The following is a 22,677-nucleotide window of genomic DNA, read 5'->3' as shown; positions in this document are numbered from 1 at the left end:
CACCGGGTCCTAACCGGACAGCCGCGCCGTCAGCTCGCCGCGGCTGCGCACGCCGACCTTGCCGAACACCGACTTCAGGTGGTCCTGCACGGTGTTCGCCGAGATCCCCAGCCGCGCTGCGATGTCCGAAGTGGACAGTCCGGACAGGACTTCCCGGCACACGTCGCGTTCCCGCGCGGTCAGCCGGTACGCCGCGAGCAGCACGTCCAGCAGCTCCCCGCCGGAAGCGCGGCGGATCGTCACGACGAGGTCGCGCGCGTCGTCGTCGGCGACCAACCTGCTGGCCTGCAACACAATCCAACCGCCGTGCGCATCGCGGACCCGGGCCCGGAACGTCCCGCTCGCCGCCGCCTGCGCCCCGGTCGCGACCGCGCGCAGCAGCACCGCGAACCGGCCGTCGGCGATCGAGTCCAATTCGGACTCCCACGCGCCGACGCCCTCGGTCGCGCCGCGACGGCGACCGTCCGGACCGACGACGACGATCGCCGGTTCCGCCGCCGGAGCCGCCCCTCGCGCCAGCGCGGCCACCCGGGTGGCCGCGGCCAGCGTCGGCCCGATCGACAGCAGGAATTCCACCTCGCGGTCGCTGAACTCGCCGCGGCGCACCAGACCCGCCGCGGCCCAGCAGACGCCGTCCGCGCGAAACCCTACGCGCAGTTCGCTCTCCAGCCCGAGCGGCCGCCACACCTGCGTCCACCGGCCGCTGCGCTCGCGTTCGCGGCGCGGCAGGTCGGACAGCCGCGCCACCGGCACGGAACGGCGGGCGAGCTGCGCGAAGGCGTGCGGTTCCGCGCCGTCGTACTCGTACGTCGCCAGCAGCGGTTCGTACTGCCCCGGGATCCGCGCCCGGCCGCTGGTCATCGAGCTGATCACGGCGGTGTCCGGGTCCAGGGACGCCCAGCAGGTCAGTTCGGCGGGCACGATCCGCTCGACCAGTTCGATGGCCGCGCTGTGCAGCTCGGCGACCCCGCGACCGGCCGCGGCGAGAGCCGCCAGCTCCCGCCGCACGCTCCGCGCCCGGCCTTCCCACACCCGACGAAGTATGCGCGCGCTCCTCCCGCGCGGGTATCCCTGAATTCCGGGATGGTCCCGCTCCCCCGGCGTTTCTACCTTCGGCGGCATGACTCTCAGCGCAGCGGGCGAAGGCCCGGAACTGGACACACAAGACTCGACCGCGACGGTGAAAGCGTCCGCCGCGGACACCGGCGGCTACGAACTGTTCGAGATCGACGCCCCGCGCGGCCCCGCCGTCCCGCCGCACGCCGACCCGTGGACGAAGGGCTTCTACGTCCTGTCCGGCCGGATCACCGTCTGCCTCGACGGCGAACTCCACGACCTGGGTCCGGGTTCGTTCGTGCACATCCCGGCAGACACCCCGAACACCTTCACGGTGCACACGCCGCACGCGAAGTTCCTCGTGCTCACCCCGGACGACGCGATGGGCCGGTTCTTCCGCGAAATCGACGCCACCGTCCCGTCCGGCGCCCCGTGGCCCGACGCGGTGCCGCTGCTCGGCGCCATCGCCGCCCGGCACGGGGTCGCCTTCACGGAGCAGGCACCGTGAACGCCGCGGTGCAGGTGTTCGCCGGGATCGCCGTTCTGGTGCACCTGCTGGCCTTCGCGTGGGAAGTCCTGCTGTTCGAACGCCCGGGCGTGCACGCGGGCATTTTCCGGATCCCTGCGGAAAACCTGCCCGCCACGCGGCTCTGGTCGTTCAACGTCGGCTGGTACAACCTGTTCCTCGCCGCCGGACCGGCCACCGGACTGGTGCTGCTGCACACCGGCGACACCGCGGGCGGACGCGTGCTCCTGCTCTACAGCTGCGCCTTCATGACGCTCGCCGGCATCGCACTGGGCGTGTCCGACCTGCTCGCACTGAGCCGCCCACGCGGTGCGGGACGCGCCGGGGCGCTCGCCCAGGCACTCCCACCGCTGGCCGCGCTCGTCGCCACGGCGTTCTGACCTACGAAGCCGAGGTCACCCGGTACACGTCGTACACACCCTCGACCCCGCGCACGACCTTCAGCACGTGTCCGAGGTGCTTCGGATCGCCCATCTCGAACGAGAACCGGCTCACCGCCACCCGGTCCCGCGAGGTCGTCACCGACGCCGACAGGATGTTCACCTTCTCGTCCGCCAGCACCTTCGTGACGTCCGACAGCAGCCGGTGCCGGTCGAGGGCCTCGACCTGGATCGCCACCAGGAACACCGAGGACGACGACGGCGCCCACTCCACCTCGACCAAGCGCTCGGGCTGGGTCCGCAGGTCGTCGGCGTTCGTGCAGTCGGTCCGGTGCACGCTCACGCCGCCGCCGCGCGTCACGAAGCCGAGGATCTCGTCGCCCGGCACCGGCGTGCAGCAACGCGCCAGCTTCGCCCAGACGTCGCTCGCGCCCTTCACGATGACGCCGACGTCGTTCGAACCGCGGCGGCGCGTGACCGTGGACGGCGTGGCCCGTTCGGCCAGCTCCTCCTCGGCCTCCTCGACCCCGCCGATCAGCGCGACCAGCCGCTGCACCACGTGCTTCGCGCTCGTGTGGCCCTCGCCGACGGCCGCGTACAGCGACGAAATGTCGCCGTGCCGCAGCTCGGTGGCGACCGAGCCCATCGACTCCGCCGACACGAGCCGCTGGATCGGCAGCCCGACCTTGCGGATCTCCTTGGTGATCGCTTCCTTGCCCGCGTCGATCGCCTCGTCGCGGCGCTCCTTCGCGAACCATTGCCGGATCTTCGCGCGCGCCTTCGGCGAACCGGCGAACTGCAGCCAGTCGCGGCTCGGCCCGGCGCTCTCCGCCTTGGACGTGAAGATCTCGACGACCTCGCCGTTCTCGAGCTTCCGCTCGAGCGCGACCAGCCTGCCGTTCACGCGCGCGCCGATGCAGCGGTGGCCGACCTCGGTGTGCACCGCGTACGCGAAGTCCACCGGCGTCGAATCCGCCGGCAGCGTGATGACGTCGCCCTTCGGCGTGAACACGAAGATCTCGCGCGCGGCCAGTTCATAGCGCAGCGATTCGAGGAAGTCGCCCGGGTCCGCGGCCTCGCGCTGCCAGTCGAGCAGCTGCCGCATCCACGCGATCTCGTCCAGCTCCATCGCGTTGTTGCTGGCGTGCGTGCCCTTGGTTTCCTTGTACCGCCAGTGCGCGGCGATGCCGTACTCGGCGGTGCGGTGCATGTCGTAGGTGCGGATCTGCACCTCGAGCGGTTTGCCGTCCGGGCCGATCACCGTCGTGTGCAGCGACTGGTAGACGCCGAACCGCGGCTGCGCGATGTAGTCCTTGAACCGTCCGGGGACCGGCTGCCACAGCGCGTGCACCACGCCCATCGCGGCGTAGCAGTCGCGCACGTCCTCGACCAGGATCCGCACGCCGACCAGGTCGTGGATGTCGTCGAGGTCGCGGCCGCGGACGATCATCTTCTGGTGGATCGAGTAGTAGTGCTTCGGCCGCCCCTCGACCTTCGCGGTGATCCGCGACGACACCAGGTTGTTCGTGAGGTCCGCGATCACCTTGCGCAGATAGGTGTCGCGCGAGGGTGCGCGGTCGGCGACCAGCCGCACGATCTCGTCGTACTTCTTCGGCTGCAGGATCGCGAACGCGAGGTCTTCCAGCTCCCACTTCACCGTGGCCATGCCGAGCCGGTGCGCCAGCGGGGCGAGCACTTCGAGCGTTTCGCGCGCCTTGCGGGCCTGCTTCTCCGGCGGCAGGAAGCGCATCGTGCGCATGTTGTGCAGCCGGTCGGCGAGCTTGATGACCAGGACGCGCGGGTCCTTCGCCATCGCGATCACCATTTTGCGGATCGTCTCCGCTTCGGCCGAGGTGCCGAGTTTGACCTTGTCGAGTTTGGTGACGCCGTCGACCAGCTCGCCGACCTTGTCGCCGAAGTCGGCCTTGAGCTGTTCCAGGGAGTAGCCGGTGTCTTCCACGGTGTCGTGCAGAAGAGCTGCGACGAGCGTGGTGGTGTCCATGCCCAGTTCGGCGAGGATGGTGGCTACCGCGAGGGGGTGAGTGATGTACGGGTCGCCGGACTTGCGGCGTTGTTCGCGGTGGAGTTCTTCGGCTACGTCGTAGGCGCGCTGGAGCTGGCCCAGGTCGGAGTTCGGGTGGAGTTCGCGGTGGATGACCGCGAGGGGTTCGAGGACCTGTTTGACCGGGGCGGCTCGTTGGGCGGTGATTCGCCTGGCCAGGCGGGCGCGGACGCGGCGAGTCGCGGAGGGGTTGGGCGCCGCTCCGTTGGGCCGCCCGGTGTCCGCGGCGGTGGCGCCGTTCCTGGCGGGAGTCGCACCGCCTTTGGCGGGGACGTTGGCGTCGAGCTCTTGGCTCACCCGCACCTCCAGCTGCTTCGTGCGGCCTCGAACCTTCAGGGTAACCGGTTGGTCTTTTGGTCGGGGTGGTGACGTGGTGTTGGGGTGGGTTGGCTGGCTTCTCGTCGCCTGGCGGCGACATCGGCTCTTGGTTGCGTGGGGCACCCCGAAGCTTGATTGTGCTGACGGTTCGGGGGTGCTTGTCAAGGCGGGAAAGATGCCTTGACAAGCACCCCCGAACCGCAGGGAGGCTTCGTATCGGGGTGCGCGGGAGGGGCTGGGTGCCTCGCTCGTTGGGTGCACCGGTGCGGCTGGTCCGCGGTTTGGGGATAGTGGCGGTGGGCTTCGCGGTGTGCGGTTAGCGCCCCAATGTGGCATTGGGTGCGTCAGATGCACCCAATGTGGCGTTCGGTGCGTCAGATGCACCCAATGCCACATTGGGGCGGCATCCCGGCGGCTGCGGGCCGGGCGAGCGGGCCGTGAAGGGCTCCTTGAGGGAACCTAAGTCCGTGAAGGGGTCCCTCACGGCCGGGTGGATGGGCGTGAGGGGAACCCTCAGGGAATCAGAGTCAATGAGGGTGGCCCTCACGGACAAGTCTGCGGGGGGCTAGACGGTGCGGAGGGTGTGCACTGTGCGGCCGTCCAGGGCGGCGCGGCCGTTGAGTGCTGCCAGTTCCAGTACTACTGAAACGCCGGTGAGCGTTGCGCCTGCGTCTTCCAGGAGTTTCGCCGTTGCTGCCACCGTGCCGCCGGTGGCCAGGACGTCGTCCATGACTGCGATGCGTTGGCCTGGTTTCACGACGTTGGCGGGGAGTTCGACGCTGGCGGTGCCGTACTCCAAGGAGTAGTCCACTCGGCCTGCTACCGACGGGAGTTTGCCTGGTTTCCTTACCAGCACCACGCCCATGCCGCGCGAGTAGCCGACTGCCGCGGCCAAGAGAAAGCCGCGGGCCTCGACTCCGGCCACCAGGTCGGTGGCCGGGTCGAGGGTGTTCGCCAGTGCGTCGGCGACGGCGGCGAAGCCGGGGCCGTCGGCGAACAGCGGGCTGAGATCGCGGAACAGGACGCCTGGTTCCGGGAAGTCCGGGACTTCGGCGATCAGGTCCAGTGCCTCGTCGAGCTTCATCGGGGTCAGCGCTTCTTCTTCCCCGACGGACGCTGCTTCGGGTGCCGCGCCGGGACGCCGGCCGCGGCGGCCATGGCCTTCTCCTTGCGGAGTTCGGCGGCCAGCTGGTCCTCGTCGGCCGAGTCGAAGTCGTCGTCGGCGGCTTCGCGCTTGGCTGCCTTCGCCCGGCGGGCGGCGACGCGCTCGGCCTGCTGGCGGTACTGCGGGTCGCGCATCTTGAAGTCGACCAGCAGCGGCGTCGCCAGCGCGACCGACGACAGGACGCCCACCAAGGTACCGGTGAGCTGCACCAGCGCCAGGTCCTGCAGCGTGCCCGAGCCGAGCAGGATGTAGCCGACGATCAGCAGGCCCAGGATCGGCAGCAGGGCGATGAACGCGGTGTTGAACGACCGCATCAGGGTCTGGTTCAGCGCCAGGTTCGCCGCCTCCGCGTACGTGCGCCGCGACAGGCCGAGCAGGCCGCGGGTGTTCTCCCGGACCTTGTCGAACACCACCACGGTGTCGTACAGCGAGAACCCGAGGATCGTCAGCAGGCCGATCACCGTCGCGGGCGTGACCTCGAAGCCCACCAGCGAGTACACGCCCGCGGTGACCACGATGTCGTGCAGCAGCGAGATGAGCGCCGCGAACGCCATCCTGGTGTCGAAGTAGATCGCCAGGAAGATCACGACGGCGACCAGGAACACGGCGAGCGCGATCAGGGCCTGGCGCGAGATCTCGTCGCCCCACGACGCGCTCACCGCGCTGTCGCTGATCGCCTGCTCGCTCGACTTGCCGTTGCTGCCGATCGGGCCGAGGTCCTCGAAGATCTGCTTCTTGACCTTCGCGACCTGGTCCGCGGTCAGCGTCTCGGAGCGGGTCTGGATGGTCGACGCGTTGCCGGTGCCGACCGTCTGGGTCTCCGCCGGCGCCTCGCCCAGCGCGGTGTTGAACGACTTGATCACCTGGTCCTGGGTGATCTGGCCGTGCGAACCGTGCGCGGGCAGCTGGATCTGCGTGCCGCCCTCGAACTCGATGCCGACGTTGAAGCCGCGGAAGATCATCGAGCCGATGCACACCAGGAGCAGCAGCGCGAAAAACATGTACCAGCGCTTGCGCGAGCCGACGATGTCGACCGCGCCGGTGCCGACATAGAGCCGGTGGAAGAAGCTTTCCTTCTTGGCGGGCTTGGCCGCCGTGCTGCCCTGGCCGGTCGGGCCGTCGGGGCTGTCCGAGGTGACGCCCGCGGTTTCGTCGCTCACGTCAGGCCTCCTTCACGTTCGCGCGGCGGCCGGGAGCGGGGCGCGTGGACTTGCGCTGCGCGCCGAGCTTCTGGACGGCGCCGAGGCCGAGATTCCGGGGGTTGGACAGGAACTTCGACTTCGAGGTCGACACCATCGCCACGAGCGGATGCGTGACCAGGTAGACGACCACCAGGTCGAGCACCGTCGACATGCCGAGGGTGAACGCGAAGCCCTGCACGTCGCCGACCGCGATGATGTACAGGATCGCGGCGGCGAGGAAGCTGACCGCGTCCGAGGCCAGGATCGTGCGCCGCGCCCTCGCCCAGCCGCGCGGCACCGCGGACCGGAACGTCCGGCCCTCCCGGATCTCGTCTTTCAGGCGTTCGAAGTAGATGACGAACGAGTCCGCGGTGATGCCGATCGCGATGATCAGGCCGGCGACGCCCGCGAGGTCGAGCGTGTACCCGATCCACCTCCCGAGCAGCACCAGCACCGCGTAGACGAGCAGGCCGGACAGCACCAGCGACCAGATCGTGAGGATGCCGAGCAGCCGGTAGTAGAACAGGCAGTAGACGAACACGACCGCGAGGCCGATCGCGCCGGCGATCAGGCCCGCCTGCAGCGAGGCGTAGCCCAGCGTCGCGGACACCGTGGTGGCGTCGGACGAGTCGAACGACAGCGGCAGCGAACCGTACTTGAGGATGTCCGCCAGGTTCTTCGCGTCGGTCTGGGTGAACTTGCCGGTGATCTGCGTGTTGCCGCCGAGGATGGCGTTCTGCACGGTCGGCGCGGACACCACGTCCGTGTCGAGCACGAACGCCGCCTGCTTGCCGATGTTGGCCGACGTGAAGTCGCCCCAGGTCTTGCCGCCCGCGCTCTTGAAGCTCAGGTCGACGATCCACTGGCCGCGCTGCTGGTCGTAGCCGGAGTTGGCGTTGGCGATCTCGGTGCCGGGGATGATCTCCGGGCCGAGCACGTACTTGGTGGCGTCCTTGTCGCCGCAGGTGACCAGCGGCTGGTTCGGCAGGTCGTTGCCCTCCAGCGGGTCCGCGGCGTTCGGCGCGCAGGTGAGCGCGGCGAGCGCCTTCTGCTGCGCGGCCTGCGCGGCGGCGGCCTCCTGCTGGTTCTTCGGGTCCTTCGGCATCAGCGCGGGAGCCTGGCGCACGGCGCGGGCCTGCTCGATCGGGTTCTTGCCCGCGTCCTGGCCGCCTGCTCCCGAGGCCGGGGCCGACGGCGTCGTGCTCGGCGGCTGCTGCGCCGGGGCGCCTTCCGCTCCCCCGCCGCCGGCGGGCTTGCTCGGCGCGGTCGCCGGGGCACTCGGGGCGCCGGAGGCGGGAGCCGAGGGCGGCGCGGCCGGGGTGTTCGGGACCGAGGTGATCACCTCGCGGATCCCGAGCTTGGCGGTCCGGCCCAGGTTCTTCGCCTCGTCGCCCTGCTCGCCCGGCACGGTGATCACGATGTTGTTGCCGTCGAGCACCACCTCGGTGCCGCCGACGCCGATCCCGTTGACGCGGGTCTCGATGATCTGGCGCGCCTGGTTCAGCGAGTCGCGGGTGGGCTGGCCGCCGTCGGGCGTGCGCGCGGTGAGCGTGACCCGGGTGCCGCCCTGCAGGTCGATGCCGAGTTTCGGCGTCGCTTTGCCGCTGCCGGTGAAGAACACCAAGGCGTACAGCACGACCACGATCAGGGCGAAGAAGGCGAGATAGCGTCCCGGGCGGAGATGCCCGGCCGATGGTGCCACTGTGCTTCGGTCTCCTCGAACTGGCACGGACTGGATGGACCCCAAGTGGTTCGGGTGCGCGAGCCGGAAGGGGGTCCCCCGGACGCGGCTGGGCGTGAACTATGACGGCGGACACGCACGCAGCACCGAGACAGTACTCGGTGCTGCGTGAGCCCGGCGTTCGCCCGTACCGACTTTCGTAGGCTGTGGGCGGATCACTGCCCGGTGAAGCCCGGGGGCTACTTCTTCCCGTGCTCGAGCGGGGGCGCCACCTGCGCACCGGAGGTCTGCTTCTCCTCGGCGGAGATCGACTCCTGGGCCGGGGCCTCCGAAGCCGACGCGGCGGGCGCGGCCGACTCGATGCCCGCGGTCTCGGTCTCGGCCGAGTCCTCGTTCTCCTCGGTCTCGACGACCGGCTCGACCTTCTCGCGCACCGCGAGCCGCAGCCAGGTGGTGACGACGCCCGGCGCGATCTCGATGTCGATCGTGGTTTCGCTGCTCGTGTCGGCGACCGTGCCGTACAGGCCCGACGTGGTCATCACGCGGTCGCCCGGGGCGATGCTGTTCTGCATCTCCTGCTGAGCCGCCTGCTGCTTCTTCTGCTTGCGGGTGCCCATGACGAGCGGCACGGCCACCACGAGCAGCAGCAGCAACGGCAGCAGTAACTGGTTCATGACTCTCCTCGACGGACGCCTTTCTCGGCTGCCCGCGTCCGGTTTCGACGGATGTGCTGTGTTCGAGTGTGCCAGGTACCGGCGGAAACGCCACCACCCGGGCCGCTGTCCGCCCTTGTCAGGCCTGGTCGAACAGCGTCGGACCGCCCGCCTCGGGACGTCCCGCTTCCGGCGGCGGCACGAGCCCGAGGTGGTGCCACGCGGCCGCGGTCGCGACCCGGCCGCGCGGAGTGCGGGCGAGCATACCGGCCCGGACCAGGTAAGGCTCGCACACCTCCTCGACGGTGGTGGCCTCCTCGCCGACGGCGACCGCGAGCGTCGAAATGCCCACCGGTCCCCCGCCGAACGAGCGGGTCAGCGCGCCGAGCACGGCCCGGTCCAGCCGGTCCAGGCCCAGTTCGTCGACGTCGTAGACCTTCAGCGCGGCCTGCGCGACGTCCAGGGTCACCTTGCCGTCGGCGCGCACCTCGGCGTAGTCGCGGACCCGGCGCAGCAGCCGGTTGGCGATGCGCGGGGTGCCGCGCGAGCGGCCGGCGATCTCGGCGCAGCCGTCGCGGTCGATTTCGATGCCGAGGATGGTCGCGGCGCGGCGGACGACCAGTTCGAGCTCGGCCGCGGAGTAGAACTCCATCTGGCCGGTGAAGCCGAACCGGTCGCGCAGCGGCCCGGTCAGCGATCCGGACCGGGTGGTGGCCCCGACCAGCGTGAACGGCGCGATCTCCAGCGGGATGCTGGTCGCCCCCGGCCCCTTGCCGACGACGACGTCGACCCGGAAGTCCTCCATCGCGAGGTACAGCATCTCCTCGGCGGGCCGGGCGATGCGGTGGATCTCGTCGATGAACAGGACGTCGCCGGGCGCGAGGTTGGACAGCATCGCGGCCAGGTCGCCCGCGCGTTCCAGGGCGGGCCCGGAGGTGATCCGGATGGCCGCGCCCAGTTCGGCGGCGACGATCATCGCCATGCTCGTCTTGCCGAGGCCGGGCGGGCCGGACAGCAGCACGTGGTCGGGCGGGACGTCGCGCCGCCGGGCGCTCTCCAGCACCAGTTCCAGCTGCTCGCGGACGCGTTCCTGGCCGACGAACTCGTCCAGTTTGCGCGGCCGGAGCGAGGTTTCCAGGTCGCGTTCGCCGGTCTGGGCGAGCGCGGACAGGGTTTCGTCGTCCGCCTCGTACCCGCCGGTGTCGAACTCGGTGACTTCGTGGTTCATCGGCGGCTACCGCTTGCGGCCCAGCGCGGCCAGCGCCGCGCGCAGCACCGACGACGTGGTGTGCCCGTCGCCCTCGGACAGCACCTTGTCCACCGCCTGCTCGGCCTGCTTGGCCGGGAACCCGAGCCCGGCCAGCGCTTCGACCACCTCGCCGCGCAGCGCGCCGGGCGCGGTCACCACCGGGGCGTCGGCGGCGCCGCCGAGCGCGGTGACCTTGTCCCGCAGTTCGAGGCTGAGCCGTTCGGCCCCCTTGCGGCCGATGCCGGGGACCTGGGTGAGCACGGTGATGTTGCCTTCGACGAGCGCCGCGCGCAGCTTGTCCGGCTCCAGCACGGCCAGCGTCGCCAGCGCGAGCCGCGGCCCGATCCCGGACACCGTCTGGAGCAGGCCGAACAGCTCGCGCGCGTCCTCCTCGGCGAACCCGAAGAGGGTCAGCGAATCCTCGCGCACGACCAGCGCGGTGTGCAGCCGCGTCTGCTCGCCGCGGCGCAGCGTGGCCAGCGTCGCCGGGGTGGCCTGCACGGCGAGGCCGACGCCGCCGACCTCGACCACCACGTGGTCGAGCCCGACGGACAGCACTTCGCCGCGTACCGAGGAGATCATCGTCGTGCTCCTGTTTCGTTCTGCTTCGTGGTGGTTCCGGCCGCCTTGGCCGCTGCCGCGAGCCGCGCCTTGTGGGCGCGGACCAGTTCCGCCGCGCGGGCCTCGGCCTCGGCGAGCCGCACCCGCATCGGCTCGCGCCAGAGGTGGCAGATGGCGAGCGCGAGCGCGTCGGCCGCGTCCGCCGGATGCGGTTTGACCTCGAGCCCGAGCAGCCGCATCACCATGGTGGTGACCTGTGCTTTGTCCGCGCGGCCGGACCCGGTGACGGCGGCCTTGACCTCGCTGGGCGTGTGGAAGACGACCGGCAGCCCGCGCCGCGCCGCCGACAGCGCCACGACCCCGCCCGCCTGCGCGGTGCCCATCGCGGTGCGGACGTTGTGCTGCGCGAACACCCGCTCGACGGCGACCGCTTCGGGCCGGTACTTGTCGAGCCAGCGCTCCACCTCGTCGGCGACGCCGAGCAGCCGCTGCGCGAGATCCTGGTCGGCGGGCGTGCGCACGACCCCGACCGCGACCGGGCGCACGGACCGGCCCTTGCCGCCGTCGACCACGCCGAGGCCGCACCTGGTCAGACCGGGGTCGACCCCGAGCACCCGCACCGTTTCTCCTTCGCCCGCGCGAACATTAGTTCGAGATGCAGGCTAACGGTCGCCGAGCGCGGCCCGGCGGACGGACACGCGAAAACGGCGGCCGAGGTGGACGCCGGATCCGCTCCGCGAGCACGATGGGGCGCATGCCGGGACCGGAGGACTACGTCAAGCGCCTGGGGCTGGAACCGTTGCCGGTGGAGGGCGGCCGGTTCGCGGAAAGCTGGCGCGCCCCCGAAGGTTCGGCGATCTATTACCTGCTCACCGCGCCCGAAATCTCCGCGCCGCACCGGCTCGACCGGGTCGAGGTGTTCGTGCACCACGCCGGTTCGCCCGCGCGGATGCTCCTGCTGCATCCGGACGGCGAGGTGACGCGCCCGGTGCTGGGCAGCGACGTGGCCGCCGGGGAACGCCCGCAGGTGGTGGTGCCCGCGGGGACATGGCAGGCCACGGTGTCGCTGGGCGCGTGGAGCCTGCTCGGCACCGTCGTGGTGCCGCCGTATACCGACGACTGCGTGGAGTTCGCGGATCCGGCGACGCTGGCCGAGCGCTTTCCGGACGCCGCCGACGACCTGGCCGCGCTGGGCTAGCCGCGAGCCGCGGTCAGGGGCCGTCGACGCCGGGGGTCCAGCTCTCCGGGTCGCCGCTTTCGGTGAGCACCGGCTGCCATTCGGCGAAGCCCTCGGGCGCGTCGGCGTGCCACGGGAAGTGCCCGTCCGGCGTCGCGACGATCATCTGCAGCGCCGGGAAGTCGCCGTCCGGGTAGACGAGGAACGCGGACCCGAAGTACTCCGGGTAGTGGCCTTTCGCGACGCGCTCGAAGATCACCGGCGCGCCCTCGAAGAAATCGTCGTAGCGTTTGCCGACCTCGAAGATCTCGCCGTTGGCGGAGCGGTCGACGTACGCGTCGAGCAGCACCGGGGCCATGTGGTCGGGCAGCCCGATCACGACCGCTTCGGGCACGTTGTGCAACGCCCACGCGCACGCGGTGAAGCAGTAGCCGGCCCCTTGGTCGTCGGCGGGCACGGCGATGACCGCGTTGCCCCGTTCCCTTGCCTGGGTCTCGATCCAGGCGATGAGGCTCTGCTCTTGCTCGGTGAGGGCGGAGGTCGTCACGGCGGACATTCTGCCCCACCCGCGCGCCCGAGCCCAGTCCCCGCGCCGGTCATTTTCCGCCTGCGCCAAGGATTTTCGCGGTTTCCGTTGCGCGGCAAGGGAAATCTTGCACGAAAACGGCCGCGCCCCCGGAGTGCCGGGGGCGCGGCCGTGTCGCGTGCGATTGGATCAGTCCACCTCGGCCATGACCTCGTCGGAGACGTCGAAGTTGGCATAGACGTTCTGCACGTCGTCGCAGTCCTCGAGCGCGTCGATCAGCTTGAAGACCTTCTTCGCGCCGTCGACGTCGAGCGGCACGCTCACCGACGGCAGGAAGGTCAGCTCGGCCGATTCGTACTCGAACCCGGCTTCCTGCAGCGCCTTGCGGACCGGGACGAGGTCGGTGCCCTCGGAGACGATCTCGAAGCTCTCGTCGAGGTCGTTGACCTCCTCGGCGCCCGCGTCGAGGACCGCCATGAGGACGTCGTCCTCGGTCGCGTCCGCCTTGGGCATGATCACGACGCCCTTGCGGTTGAACATGTAGGCGACCGAACCCGGGTCGGCGAGCGAGCCGTTGTTGCGCGTGAGCGCGGTACGGACCTCCATCGCGGCGCGGTTCTTGTTGTCGGTGAGGCACTCGATCAGCACCGCCACGCCGTTCGGGCCGTAGCCCTCGTACGTGATGTTCTGCCAGTCGGCGCCGCCCGCCTCCTCGCCGGCGCCGCGCTTGCGCGCGCGCTCGATGTTGTCCTGCGGGACGGAGTTCTTCTTCGCCTTCTGGATGGCGTCGTACAGCGTGGGGTTGCCGTCCGGGTCCCCTCCCCCGGTCCCGGTGCGGGCGGCGACCTCGATGTTCTTGATCAGCCGCGCGAAGAGCTTGCCCCGCTTGGCGTCGAGGTTCGCCTTCTTGTGCTTCGTCGTGGCCCACTTGGAGTGGCCGCTCATCTTTCCTCCATCTGTTCCCGCGGCCGCGTGCCTCCCGGCGCGGCCGCCGCAATCCTTGCTCAGGCTTTCCGCACGAGCTCGACGAACAGCCGGTGCACGCGCTCGTCCCGGGTGATCTCCGGGTGGAACGCCGTGGCCACCACCGCCCCCTGCCGGACGGCGACGATCCTATCCGCCCTCGGCCCGTCCGGCGGGTCCTCCGGGTCCGGCACGGTGGCCAGCACCTCGACCCCGGCTCCCGCCTTCTCGACCCACGGGGCCCGGATGAACACCGCGTGCAGCGGCCCGCCGGGCAGCCCGGCGAACGGGAGGTCGGCCTCGAAGGAGTCGACCTGCCTGCCGAACGCGTTGCGGCGCACGACGACGTCGAGCCCGCCGAGCTGCTGCTGGTCCGGGCGCCCGTCGAGCACCTGGCGGGCCAGCAGGATCATCCCGGCGCACGAGCCGAACGCGGGCAGGCCGCCGGCGATCCGCTCGCGCAGCGGTTCGAGCAGCTCGAAGGTCTCGAGCAGCCGCGACATCGTGGTGGACTCCCCGCCCGGCAGCACCAGGCCGTCCACTCGGGACAGCTCGGACGGGCGGCGCACCGGAACCGCGCGCGCCCCCGCGCTCTCCAGCATCGCGACGTGCTCGCGCACGGCGCCTTGCAGGGCGAGCACGCCGACCGCCGGCCGTGCTCCCGTAGCTGTCGCCACCCGACCTCCCGTGAGACGTTCGCATCAGCTTAGGGGGGCCGCCCGGAACGCAACCGGGCAGGTCAGGCGGGCAGCACCGGGGCCGCCGCCCACTCGCGGAGCGCTCCGGCGGCCGGTCCCGGGCCGACGTGAAGTGGACTGCTGAAATCTGTCGCCAGTGGCCACCTCGAAGGTGGTCTCCCCTGACATCGAGGCAGCCCTTCTCCTGCGGGCCGGCCTCGTCTCCCATGGTAGGCCGTTCCGGAAGCCCCAGGTCAACGCTTCCCGGCGGAAAAGTGACCGAGCCCAAGTGGATCTTTCGGCGCGGAAAGTGGCCTTCCGAGATAGCCGCGCAATGGCCTGCCTCAGCGGTCCACCGTCGTCTTACGCTGGAGGAGAAGACCCATTCAGCTCCCCCGAGAAAGGCCCGCAAGGTGTCGCAGCAGCAGAACGCCGAACCCCAGACCGTCACCGGCACCGCGAAGGTCAAGCGCGGCATGGCGGAGATGCTCAAGGGCGGCGTGATCATGGACGTCGTGACCGCCGACCAGGCCAAGATCGCCGAGGACGCGGGCGCGGTCGCCGTCATGGCGCTGGAGCGCGTCCCCGCGGACATCCGCGCCCAGGGCGGCGTCGCCCGGATGAGCGACCCGGACCTCATCGACGGCATCATCGAAGCGGTGTCGATCCCGGTCATGGCGAAGGCGCGGATCGGGCACTTCGTCGAGGCGCAGGTGCTGCAGTCGCTCGGCGTCGACTACATCGACGAGTCCGAGGTGCTCACCCCCGCCGACTACGCGAACCACATCGACAAGTGGGCGTTCACCGTGCCCTTCGTCTGCGGCGCGACCAACCTCGGCGAAGCGCTCCGCCGCATCACCGAGGGTGCGGCGATGATCCGGTCGAAGGGCGAGGCCGGCACCGGCGACGTTTCGAACGCGACCACGCACATGCGCAAGATCCGCGGCGAGATCCGCCGCCTGCAGTCCCTGCCCGAGGACGAGCTGTTCGTCGCGGCCAAGGAACTGCAGGCGCCGTACGAGCTGGTCCGCGAGGTGGCCGAGGCGGGCAAGCTCCCCGTCGTGCTGTTCACCGCCGGCGGCATCGCCACCCCGGCCGACGCCGCGATGATGATGCAGCTCGGCGCGGAGGGCGTGTTCGTGGGTTCGGGCATCTTCAAGTCCGGCAACCCGGCGCAGCGCGCGGAGGCGATCGTGAAGGCCACGACGTTCCACGACGACCCGGACGTGCTGGCGAAGGTTTCGCGCGGGCTCGGCGAAGCCATGGTGGGCATCAACGTCGAGGACGTGCCGGAGCCGCACCGCCTCGCCGAGCGCGGCTGGTGACGTAGCCGCTTCACCTGAACTGACTGCGCGAGCGGTGAGGGACACCCGTCCCTCACCGCTCGCGCTTTTTTACGTTCTGCACCTGTTATGGCCGCACCAGGCTGCGCTCGTAGCCACGTTGCCGCTCCGCGACGTTCGGACGCTCACAACAGTCCATCCGTCATGATTGAAGATGATGCAAATCGCTCACTTCAAGCAGAAACGATCGTCTACACTGAGGGTCGCGCTCAGTTCACGGACCGAAGGGCCTTCATGTCAGAGCCGTCCTCCCCCGAGTCGTTCTCGTCCGAGTCCTCCGAGTCCTCCGTGTCCGATGCGGCCGGTGCGCTTTCCGCGCCGGGTTCCTTCGTGGCCGCCGAACTGACCTCCCAGCCGCAGATGTGGCGGGCCGCCGCGGACTGCGCCGGGCCCGCCGCCCGAGTGCTGCCGCAGCCTGGCGAGCGGGTGGCCGTCGTCGGATGCGGCACCAGCTGGTTCGTCGCGATGAGCTACGCCGCCATGCGGGAGCAGCGGGGCCTCGGCGTCACCGACGCGTTCGCCGGGTCCGAGTACCCGGCCGGCCGCGAGTACGACCGGGTGGTCGCGATCTCCCGGTCCGGCACCACTACCGAAATCATCGAACTGCTGTCCGCGCTGGCCGGGCAGCCCTCCACGCTGATCACCGCAGTGGGCGATGGGCCTGCGGCCTCGGTCGCGGCGGAGGTAGTCGAGCTGCCGTTCGCCGACGAACGTTCGGTGGTGCAGACCCGCTTCGCCACGAGCACGCTCGCGTTGCTGCGCGCCGGCCTCGGCGACGACATCGGAGAGCTGGCGCGGCAGGCTGAACGCGCGTTGCTGGAACCGGTCGACGATCTGCTGGACGCCGAACAGGTCACCTTCATCGGGCGAGGGGCCGCGGTTGGCATCAGTTGCGAGGCCGCGCTCAAAACCCGCGAAGCGGCGCAGTTCTGGGCCGAGGCCTACCCCGCGATGGACTACCGGCACGGCCCGATCGCCATCGCGCAGCCCGGCAGGCTCGTGTGGTCGTTCGGCGAGACCCCGGACGGGCTGGCCGCCGAGATCGCCCGCACCGGGGCCCGGTTCGTGCACCACGACCTCGACCCGCTCGCCGGGCTGGTCGTGGCGCAGCGGTTCGCGGTGGCGCTCGCGCGGCGGCGCGGGCTCGATCCCGATCGGCCGCGGTCGCTGACCCGTTCGGTCATCCTCGCCTGATGGCCGTCCTCGGCGTCGACGTCGGCGGCACGACCGTGAAGATGCGCGTGACCGACGGCCGTTCCGTGTCCGCAGAATGGCGCGAACGGACCCCGTTCGGCGACCCTGCGGCGCTCGCCGACCTGGTGGCCCGGGCCGCCGCGCGCTATCCGGTCGAGGCGGTGGGCCTGGTGGTCCCGGGGATCGTGGACGAGCGCGCCGGACGGTGCGTGAAGGCGGTCAACCTCGGCTGGGACGACGTTCCGGTCCACGACCTCGTGTCCGCTCGCCTCGACGTCCCGCTCGCGTTCGGGCAGGACGTCCGCGCGGGCGCGCTCGCCGAAGCCCGCACCGGCGCGGCGACCGGAGCCTCGGGACCGGTGCTGTTCGCCCCGGTCGGCACCGGTTTCGCGACCGCACTGGTGGTGCGCGGCGAGGTGCTCGACGCAGGCCCGTGGGCAGGCGAAGTCGGCCAGATCCGGCTGCCCGACGGCCGCCGCGTCGAGGAGGTCGCGTCGGCGTCCGGACTCGCGCGCCGAGCCGGAGCCCCGGACGCGGCCGCTGTCGCCGCGCGGGTCCGCGACGCAGACCCGGCGGCGGCCGAGGCGTGGGAGGAGTGCGTCCGTGCGCTTGCGGAGCCGATCGCCTGGGCGACCGCCGTGGCAGGCTGCACCACCGTGGTCGTGGGCGGCGGCCTCGCCGAGGCGGGTGCCCTGCTGCTCGACCCGCTCGCCCGCGAGGTCGCGCATCGGCTCGGGGCGCTGCGCGCGCCTGCGATTGTCCAGGCGCACCACGGGGATCGGGCTGCTGTGGTGGGTGCGACGTTGTTGGCACTGCCATGATCATCGTCGCCACGCCCAACCCCGCGGTCGACATCACCTACCGGGTCGGCGCCCACATCCTCGGCGGCACGAACCGGGTGCTCGACGTGCAGCGGCGCGCTGGCGGCAAAGGCGTGAATGTCGCCCATGTCCTTGCGGCACTGGACATTCCCGTGCACGCAGTGCTCCCGCTCGACGGCGACGCGGGACGCTGGCTCGGCTCGGCGCTGGCGGTTCCGTTCGACGCGATTGCGTGCGAAGCCGAGACCCGGTCGACGGTCACGGTCATCGGCGACGGACATCCCACGGTGTACGCCGAGCCGGGGCCTCAACTGTCCGCCGCCGAATGGGAACGGTTCGCGGCGTTACTCGCCACCCGGCTGCGGGACGCGGAGCTGCTCGTGATTTCCGGTTCCCTGCCCCGGAACGCCGCGCCGGAACTGGTCGGCGACTGGGTTCGGCTGGCCCGGGAAGCCGGGGTCCGGGCACTGGTCGATTCGTCCGGGCCCGCGTTGCTGGCCGCCGCGCGGGCCGGGGCCGATGTTAAGCCGAATCGAGAGGAACTCCTGTCCGCCACCGGTGCCGTCGATGCAGCCTCGGGTGCCGCCGAGTTGTCCAGGCTCGGGGCCGGGCTGGTTGTGGTGTCACGCGGTGAGGACGGCATCGCCGCCTACACCGGGGCCGAGGTCATCTCGGTTCCTGGCGTGCCCGGTGTGCGCGGCAACCCCACCGGTGCCGGGGACGCGGCGACTGCCGGACTGGCCGCGGCGCTCGTGCGCGGGCTGCCACTGGACGAGGCGCTGCGCCAGGCCGCCGCGGCCGGTGCGGCCGCGGTGTTGCGTCCGGTCGCCGGAGAGATCGATCTGTCCGCGTACCGCCGATTCCTGAACGGAGCGTCCGCATGATCACCCGCCCCGCTTTCGCCCGGTTGCTCGCCTCGGCCCAGGACCAGGGCGGCGCGGTGGGCGCGTTCAACGTGATCCTGCTCGAGCACGCCGAGGCGATCGTCTCCGGAGCCGAACAGGCGCGGTTGCCGGTGATCCTGCAGATCAGCGAGAACTGCGTGACCTACCACGGCGGGCTGGCCCCGATCACTGCGGCTTCGCTGGAGATCGCGCGCCGGGCGTCGGTGGAGGTGCTCGTGCATCTCGACCACATCGAGGACACCGGACTGGTCCGCGAAGGCATCGAACTGGGCGTGCACAGCGTGATGTACGACGGTTCGCGACTGTCCTATGCGGACAATGTGCGCAGCACCCGCGAGGTGGCGGACCTCTGCCACGCGGCGGGAGTCGCGGTGGAAGCCGAACTGGGCGAGGTCGGCGGCAAGGACGGCGTGCACGCGCCGGGCACCCGCACCGATCCGGACGAGGCGGCGGAGTTCGTCGCCGCCACCGGGGTCGACGCGCTGGCCGTGGCGGTCGGCACGTCGCACGCGATGCTGTCGCGCACCGCCTCGGTCGACCGCGGGCTGGTGACGCGGCTGCGGGACGCCGTCCCGGTTCCCTTGGTGCTGCACGGATCCTCTGGGCTTTCCGACGACGAACTGCGCGGCGCGGTGGCTGCCGGGATGGCGAAAATCAACATCTCGACGCACCTCAACGGGCTGTTCACCGGCGCGGTCCGGCAGTTCCTCGAGGAACAGCCCGAGGCGGTCGACCCACGCAAGTATGTCCGGCTCGGCCGCTCCGCGGTGGCGGCGGAGACGGCACGGCTGCTCCGGCTGCTGGCCGGGTAAGGGAAACCGGGAGGTTAGGGTCAGGCTGAACGCGGTGCTGGGAAGCGGCACCGCGCGGATCTGCCTGCCGCCCACCGGATCCGGCTCGGCGGGCACCCCCGGACCTCGATACCGACGGAAGTCTGCTCCACCGCTTCGGCCGGTGACTTCGCTGCCTGAGTGCGCTATACAGAAGCGCCATGTGCATTTTAATGCGCAAGAGAGGTATGCAATGAGCAGATTTAAGCAATCGCTGCGATGTCTGGCCTCAGCGCTGGTTCTGCTGGCCGTCGCGACCCCCGCCTCCGCCCACGCCGCCACCGGCCCCGCCGGGCAGCTCGGCGACCTGACCGGCGTCTCCGCCGACGGCCCGGTGACCACTCTGACCGCGGGCGCCGCGGCCGTCCGGGTCAGCTTTCCCGCGGCGGCCGCCGTCCGGGTCTGGCTCGCGCCGGACGGGACCTTCACCGATCCGGCGGGCAGCAAGATCGTGCTGCCGAACAGCAAAACGCCCGTGCCGCCGAAACGCACCGACCGAGGCGCCTACTGGGCCATCGGCACCGGCAAGGCCACGCTCCGCGCCTACAAGCACCCGTTGAAGTTCGCCCTCTACGACGGCGCGGACCGCAAGCAGCTCTGGGCCGAGTCCGCGCCGCTGTCCTGGACCGGGGACACCACCACGCAGACGCTCGCCCGCGGCGCCGCCGAACAGTACGTCGGCGGCGGGGAGCAGAACGGCCGGTTCAGCCACCGCGACCAGACCGTCAAGATTTTCGCCGACGACAACTGGAACGACGGCGGCGCGCCCAACTCCCAGCCGTTCTACGCCTCGACGGCCGGGTACGGCGTGCTGCGCAACACCTTCTCCCCCGGCAGCTACTCGTTCGCCGATCCGGTCCGCACGACCCACGACGAGCGCCGCTTCGACGCCACCTACGTCGTCGGCGACGGGCTCAAGGACGTCATCTCCGGCTACACCGACCTGGTCGGCAAACCGTTCCTCCCACCCATCTACGGCCTGGAGACCGGCGATTCCGACTGCTACCTGCACAACGCGAACCGCGGCGAACGGCACACCCTCGACGCGGTGCAGGTCGCCGAGGGCTATCCCGAACACGGCATGCCCAACGGCTGGATGCTGGTCAACGACGGCTACGGCTGCGGATACGAAAACCTCCAGCAGACCGGCGAAGGCTTGCGGGACAACAAGATGCAGCTCGGCCTCTGGACCGAGAACGGCGTGCCCAACCAGGCCGAGGAGGTCAAGGCCGGAGTCCGCGTGCGCAAACTGGACGTCGCCTGGGTCGGCCCCGGGTACCAGTTCGCCCTCGACGCCTGCGACACCGCGCACAAGGGCATCGAGGACAACAGCGACGCGCGCGGGTTCGTCTGGCAGCCGGTGAGCTGGGCGGGCGCGCAACGATGCGGCGTGCTCTGGAGCGGAGACCAGTCCGGCTCCTACGACTACATCAAGTGGCAGATCCCGACTTACGCCGGTTCGACGCTGTCCGGCATCGCCTACAACACCGGCGACATCGACGGCATCTTCGGCGGCAGCCCGCAGACCTACGTCCGCGACCTGCAGTGGAAGTCCTTCCTCCCGGTCGCGATGACCATGGACGGCTGGGCGAAGTCGGACAAGCAGCCCTGGCGCCAGGGCGAGCCGTTCACCTCGATCAACCGCAAGTACCTGCTGCTCAAGGAACGGCTGCTGCCCTATACCTACAGCTACTCGGTGCAGGCGCACCAGACCGGCGTCGGCCAGGTCCGGCCGCTGGCCCTGGAGTATCCCGACGACCCGAACGCCTGGACCGACAAGGCGAAGTACGAATTCCTGTCCGGCACGGACTTCCTGGTCGCCCCGGTCTACGACAGTTCGTCCGTGCGCAACGGCATCTACCTGCCCAAGGGCACCTGGACGGACTACTGGAGCGGCAGGACCTACACCGGTCCGACCACTGTGGACGGTTACGACGCGCCGCTGGACAAGCTGCCGCTGTTCGTCCGCGGCGGCGCTGTCGTGCCGATGTGGGCGGAGGGCACGACGTCCTGGCAGACCCGCGACAAGAGCCGGCTGGACGTCGACGTGTACCCGCAGGGCAAGAGCAGCTTCACCCTCACCGAGGACGACGGCGTCACGCGCGGCTACCAGCGCGGCGAGCAGGCCCGGCAGACGTTCACGGTGGACGCGCCGGGGTCCGGCCCGGGCACGGTGACCGTCGGGATCGGCGCGAGCGCTGGGTCCTATCCCGGCAAACCGGCGGCGCGGAACTACCAGCTGTCCGTCCACACGGGAACGAAACCGGCGGCGGTGCTGGGCGGCCACGGCATGCTGCGGCAGTACGCCAGCAAGGCGGAGCTGGACCGAGCCCCGTCCGGCTGGTGGTACGACCCGTCCGCGCGCGGCGTCGTCCGGGTGAAGACAGGCTCGATCGATTCCGGTGCCGCTCAGGACATCCGGTTGCTCGGAGCGAGCGCGGTCGGCGGGTTCTTCCCCGCCGACGACAACGCCTCGGTGCGGCTTTCCGCTCCCGCGACGGCCGCGCCGGGCCAGGCTGTGTCGGCCACCGCCAGCTTCACCAACAGCACCCCGCTGCCGGTGCGTGACGTGGCATTGTCCGTGCAGGCCAACGGTTTCCACGCCGAGGCATCGAAGGCTCCGGCGCTCGTGTGGCCGGGTCAGACGGTGCAGGTGCCGGTGCGGCTCACCCCGGACGCGGGTCTGCGTCCGGCGGACTACGAGCTGACCGCCACCGCGAAGTACCAGGCCCGGCTGGGCACGCACGAAGCGACCGGGTCAGCGATGGTCACCGTGCCGTACGCGACGGTGGCCGCGGCGTACGGGAACGTCGGGGTCACTGACGCGGCACACGCCGCGAACGGCGACCTCGACGGCAGCGGGAGCAGCTTCCGCGCGGAGGATCTCGCCGAAGCGGGCTTGAAACCGGGAGCGCAGTTCACCGCGGACGGCGCTCAGGCGACCTGGCCCGACGCCGGTGCCGGGAAGCCGGACAATGTCGTCGCGGGCGGCCAGACCGTCGCCGTGCAGGGCAGCGGCGCCAAGCTGGTCCTGACCGGCACCGGGACCGGATCCGCGGCGAAGGGCCAGGTCGTCGTCCGGTACGCCGACGGCAGCACGAGCCAGGCCGAACTCGGCTTCCCGAACTGGTGCTGCGCCGACCCGGCCCAGTACGGCGCGACCACGGTCGCCTCGGTGCAGGGCAAGAACACGAAGTCCGGTCCGGCCTATCCGACGGTGGCCTACCGGGTGTTCGCGAACTCCGTCCCGCTCGACCCGGGCAAACGGGCCGTCGCGGTCACCCTGCCGTCGAACTCGGCGCTGCACGTTTTCACTGTCGCGATCGCCTGACCGTCCGTGAAGGGCTCCTTGCGGGAATCAGATTCCTTCAAGGAGCCCTAATGGGTTGTGTTCGGGCGGGTTTGGCAG

Annotated in this window: 21 protein-coding genes; 9 read left to right on the top strand and 12 right to left on the bottom strand. The window is 70.8% G+C overall.

All coding sequences use genetic code 11. The features are described from left to right. Positions 1-9 precede the first annotated feature (9 nt). Positions 10-1,032, bottom strand: coding sequence for a helix-turn-helix transcriptional regulator (locus tag EIZ44_RS00105; RefSeq protein WP_134727318.1), 1,023 nt, complete (start codon positions 1,030-1,032; stop codon positions 10-12). Positions 1,033-1,120: 88 nt separating this feature from the next. On the opposite strand from EIZ44_RS00105, the gene EIZ44_RS00100 reads away from it, so the two are divergent. Together EIZ44_RS00100 and EIZ44_RS00095 are read left to right on the top strand one after the other, a co-directional pair. Continuing rightward, positions 1,121-1,564 (top strand): cupin domain-containing protein, encoded by a 444-nt coding sequence (locus tag EIZ44_RS00100; protein ID WP_134727317.1) that lies wholly within the window; start codon positions 1,121-1,123, stop codon positions 1,562-1,564. After that, on the top strand, positions 1,561-1,962 hold the full coding sequence (locus EIZ44_RS00095) for a DUF1304 domain-containing protein (RefSeq protein ID WP_134727316.1): 402 nt from the start codon (positions 1,561-1,563) through the stop codon (positions 1,960-1,962). The genes EIZ44_RS00100 and EIZ44_RS00095 overlap by 4 nt, the downstream gene beginning before the upstream one ends. A 1-nt stretch (position 1,963) precedes the next feature. Here EIZ44_RS00095 and EIZ44_RS00090 read toward each other — a convergent pair whose 3' ends face one another. The 8 genes from EIZ44_RS00090 to ruvC form a co-directional block, all read right to left on the bottom strand. Next, positions 1,964-4,321: a RelA/SpoT family protein gene (locus EIZ44_RS00090; protein WP_134661805.1), complete on the bottom strand. Its 2,358-nt coding sequence runs from the start codon at positions 4,319-4,321 to the stop codon at positions 1,964-1,966. A gap of 586 nt (positions 4,322-4,907) precedes the next feature. Beyond that, positions 4,908-5,426, bottom strand: coding sequence for an adenine phosphoribosyltransferase (locus tag EIZ44_RS00085; RefSeq protein ID WP_037811298.1), 519 nt, complete (start codon positions 5,424-5,426; stop codon positions 4,908-4,910). Between the two features lie 5 nt (positions 5,427-5,431). Next, positions 5,432-6,667 (bottom strand): protein translocase subunit SecF, encoded by a 1,236-nt coding sequence (gene secF, locus EIZ44_RS00080; RefSeq protein ID WP_037811296.1) that lies wholly within the window; start codon positions 6,665-6,667, stop codon positions 5,432-5,434. Between the two features lies 1 nt (position 6,668). Continuing rightward, positions 6,669-8,390: a protein translocase subunit SecD gene (secD, locus tag EIZ44_RS00075; RefSeq protein WP_037811294.1), complete on the bottom strand. Its 1,722-nt coding sequence runs from the start codon at positions 8,388-8,390 to the stop codon at positions 6,669-6,671. Between the two features lie 218 nt (positions 8,391-8,608). Next, positions 8,609-9,043 (bottom strand): preprotein translocase subunit YajC, encoded by a 435-nt coding sequence (yajC, locus tag EIZ44_RS00070; protein WP_167753919.1) that lies wholly within the window; start codon positions 9,041-9,043, stop codon positions 8,609-8,611. A gap of 118 nt (positions 9,044-9,161) precedes the next feature. After that, positions 9,162-10,250: a Holliday junction branch migration DNA helicase RuvB gene (gene ruvB, locus EIZ44_RS00065; protein ID WP_134727315.1), complete on the bottom strand. Its 1,089-nt coding sequence runs from the start codon at positions 10,248-10,250 to the stop codon at positions 9,162-9,164. A 6-nt stretch (positions 10,251-10,256) separates the two neighbouring features. Next, positions 10,257-10,853, bottom strand: coding sequence for a Holliday junction branch migration protein RuvA (gene ruvA, locus EIZ44_RS00060; protein WP_037811291.1), 597 nt, complete (start codon positions 10,851-10,853; stop codon positions 10,257-10,259). Next, entirely contained in the window at positions 10,850-11,452 is a 603-nt protein-coding gene (gene ruvC, locus EIZ44_RS00055; RefSeq protein WP_037811289.1) for a crossover junction endodeoxyribonuclease RuvC, read from the bottom strand. The genes ruvA and ruvC overlap by 4 nt, the downstream gene beginning before the upstream one ends. Positions 11,453-11,586: 134 nt before the next feature. On the opposite strand from ruvC, the gene EIZ44_RS00050 reads away from it, so the two are divergent. Beyond that, positions 11,587-12,030, top strand: a complete 444-nt coding sequence (locus tag EIZ44_RS00050) for a cupin domain-containing protein (RefSeq protein WP_134727314.1) — start codon at positions 11,587-11,589, stop codon at positions 12,028-12,030. A gap of 13 nt (positions 12,031-12,043) precedes the next feature. Here EIZ44_RS00050 and EIZ44_RS00045 read toward each other — a convergent pair whose 3' ends face one another. From EIZ44_RS00045 to pdxT, 3 genes are all read right to left on the bottom strand, one after another. Continuing rightward, positions 12,044-12,565 carry a DUF4262 domain-containing protein gene (locus tag EIZ44_RS00045; protein ID WP_037811286.1) on the bottom strand — a complete coding sequence of 174 codons (522 nt, stop codon included), beginning with the start codon at positions 12,563-12,565 and terminating at the stop codon, positions 12,044-12,046. A 159-nt stretch (positions 12,566-12,724) separates the two neighbouring features. Next, complete coding sequence (locus EIZ44_RS00040) at positions 12,725-13,480, bottom strand: YebC/PmpR family DNA-binding transcriptional regulator (protein WP_037811285.1); 756 nt, start codon at positions 13,478-13,480, stop codon at positions 12,725-12,727. A gap of 59 nt (positions 13,481-13,539) precedes the next feature. Further along, complete coding sequence (pdxT, locus tag EIZ44_RS00035) at positions 13,540-14,175, bottom strand: pyridoxal 5'-phosphate synthase glutaminase subunit PdxT (RefSeq protein WP_134661810.1); 636 nt, start codon at positions 14,173-14,175, stop codon at positions 13,540-13,542. A 413-nt stretch (positions 14,176-14,588) separates the two neighbouring features. On the opposite strand from pdxT, the gene pdxS reads away from it, so the two are divergent. From pdxS to EIZ44_RS00005, 6 genes are all read left to right on the top strand, one after another. Beyond that, on the top strand, positions 14,589-15,500 hold the full coding sequence (gene pdxS / locus EIZ44_RS00030) for a pyridoxal 5'-phosphate synthase lyase subunit PdxS (RefSeq protein ID WP_037811282.1): 912 nt from the start codon (positions 14,589-14,591) through the stop codon (positions 15,498-15,500). 378 nt (positions 15,501-15,878) lie between these two features. Then, positions 15,879-16,712, top strand: a complete 834-nt coding sequence (locus EIZ44_RS00025; RefSeq protein WP_134727547.1) for an SIS domain-containing protein — start codon at positions 15,879-15,881, stop codon at positions 16,710-16,712. Further along, positions 16,712-17,533 (top strand): ROK family protein, encoded by an 822-nt coding sequence (locus tag EIZ44_RS00020; RefSeq protein WP_134727313.1) that lies wholly within the window; start codon positions 16,712-16,714, stop codon positions 17,531-17,533. Before EIZ44_RS00025 ends, EIZ44_RS00020 begins: the two co-directional genes overlap by 1 nt. Beyond that, complete coding sequence (locus EIZ44_RS00015) at positions 17,530-18,417, top strand: 1-phosphofructokinase family hexose kinase (protein WP_134727312.1); 888 nt, start codon at positions 17,530-17,532, stop codon at positions 18,415-18,417. The genes EIZ44_RS00020 and EIZ44_RS00015 overlap by 4 nt, the downstream gene beginning before the upstream one ends. Further along, positions 18,414-19,250, top strand: a complete 837-nt coding sequence (locus tag EIZ44_RS00010) for a class II fructose-bisphosphate aldolase (protein WP_134727311.1) — start codon at positions 18,414-18,416, stop codon at positions 19,248-19,250. The genes EIZ44_RS00015 and EIZ44_RS00010 overlap by 4 nt, the downstream gene beginning before the upstream one ends. A gap of 211 nt (positions 19,251-19,461) precedes the next feature. Beyond that, on the top strand, positions 19,462-22,599 hold the full coding sequence (locus EIZ44_RS00005; RefSeq protein WP_240691183.1) for a glycoside hydrolase family 31 family protein: 3,138 nt from the start codon (positions 19,462-19,464) through the stop codon (positions 22,597-22,599). The last annotated feature ends 78 nt before the right edge of the window (positions 22,600-22,677 follow it).

The organism is Amycolatopsis nivea, assembly GCF_004522235.1.
GTDB classification, from domain to species: Bacteria; Actinomycetota; Actinomycetes; order Mycobacteriales; family Pseudonocardiaceae; genus Amycolatopsis; species Amycolatopsis nivea.
The sequence above is the reverse complement of the archived record's forward strand: the minus strand, read 5'-3'. Positions and strand labels throughout refer to the sequence as shown.

Coding starts and splice junctions, on each gene's coding strand:
- EIZ44_RS00040 (WP_037811285.1), bottom strand. CDS start 13,480: ATGAGCGGCCACTCCAAGTGGGCCACGACGAAGCACAAGAAGGCGAAC.
- EIZ44_RS00050 (WP_134727314.1), top strand. CDS start 11,587: ATGCCGGGACCGGAGGACTACGTCAAGCGCCTGGGGCTGGAACCGTTG.
- EIZ44_RS00010 (WP_134727311.1), top strand. CDS start 18,414: ATGATCACCCGCCCCGCTTTCGCCCGGTTGCTCGCCTCGGCCCAGGAC.
- EIZ44_RS00085 (WP_037811298.1), bottom strand. CDS start 5,426: ATGAAGCTCGACGAGGCACTGGACCTGATCGCCGAAGTCCCGGACTTC.
- EIZ44_RS00025 (WP_134727547.1), top strand. CDS start 15,879: ATGTGGCGGGCCGCCGCGGACTGCGCCGGGCCCGCCGCCCGAGTGCTG.
- yajC (WP_167753919.1), bottom strand. CDS start 9,043: ATGAACCAGTTACTGCTGCCGTTGCTGCTGCTGCTCGTGGTGGCCGTG.
- EIZ44_RS00045 (WP_037811286.1), bottom strand. CDS start 12,565: ATGTCCGCCGTGACGACCTCCGCCCTCACCGAGCAAGAGCAGAGCCTC.
- ruvA (WP_037811291.1), bottom strand. CDS start 10,853: ATGATCTCCTCGGTACGCGGCGAAGTGCTGTCCGTCGGGCTCGACCAC.
- EIZ44_RS00100 (WP_134727317.1), top strand. CDS start 1,121: ATGACTCTCAGCGCAGCGGGCGAAGGCCCGGAACTGGACACACAAGAC.
- EIZ44_RS00005 (WP_240691183.1), top strand. CDS start 19,462: ATGAGCAGATTTAAGCAATCGCTGCGATGTCTGGCCTCAGCGCTGGTT.
- EIZ44_RS00020 (WP_134727313.1), top strand. CDS start 16,712: ATGGCCGTCCTCGGCGTCGACGTCGGCGGCACGACCGTGAAGATGCGC.
- ruvB (WP_134727315.1), bottom strand. CDS start 10,250: ATGAACCACGAAGTCACCGAGTTCGACACCGGCGGGTACGAGGCGGAC.
- EIZ44_RS00015 (WP_134727312.1), top strand. CDS start 17,530: ATGATCATCGTCGCCACGCCCAACCCCGCGGTCGACATCACCTACCGG.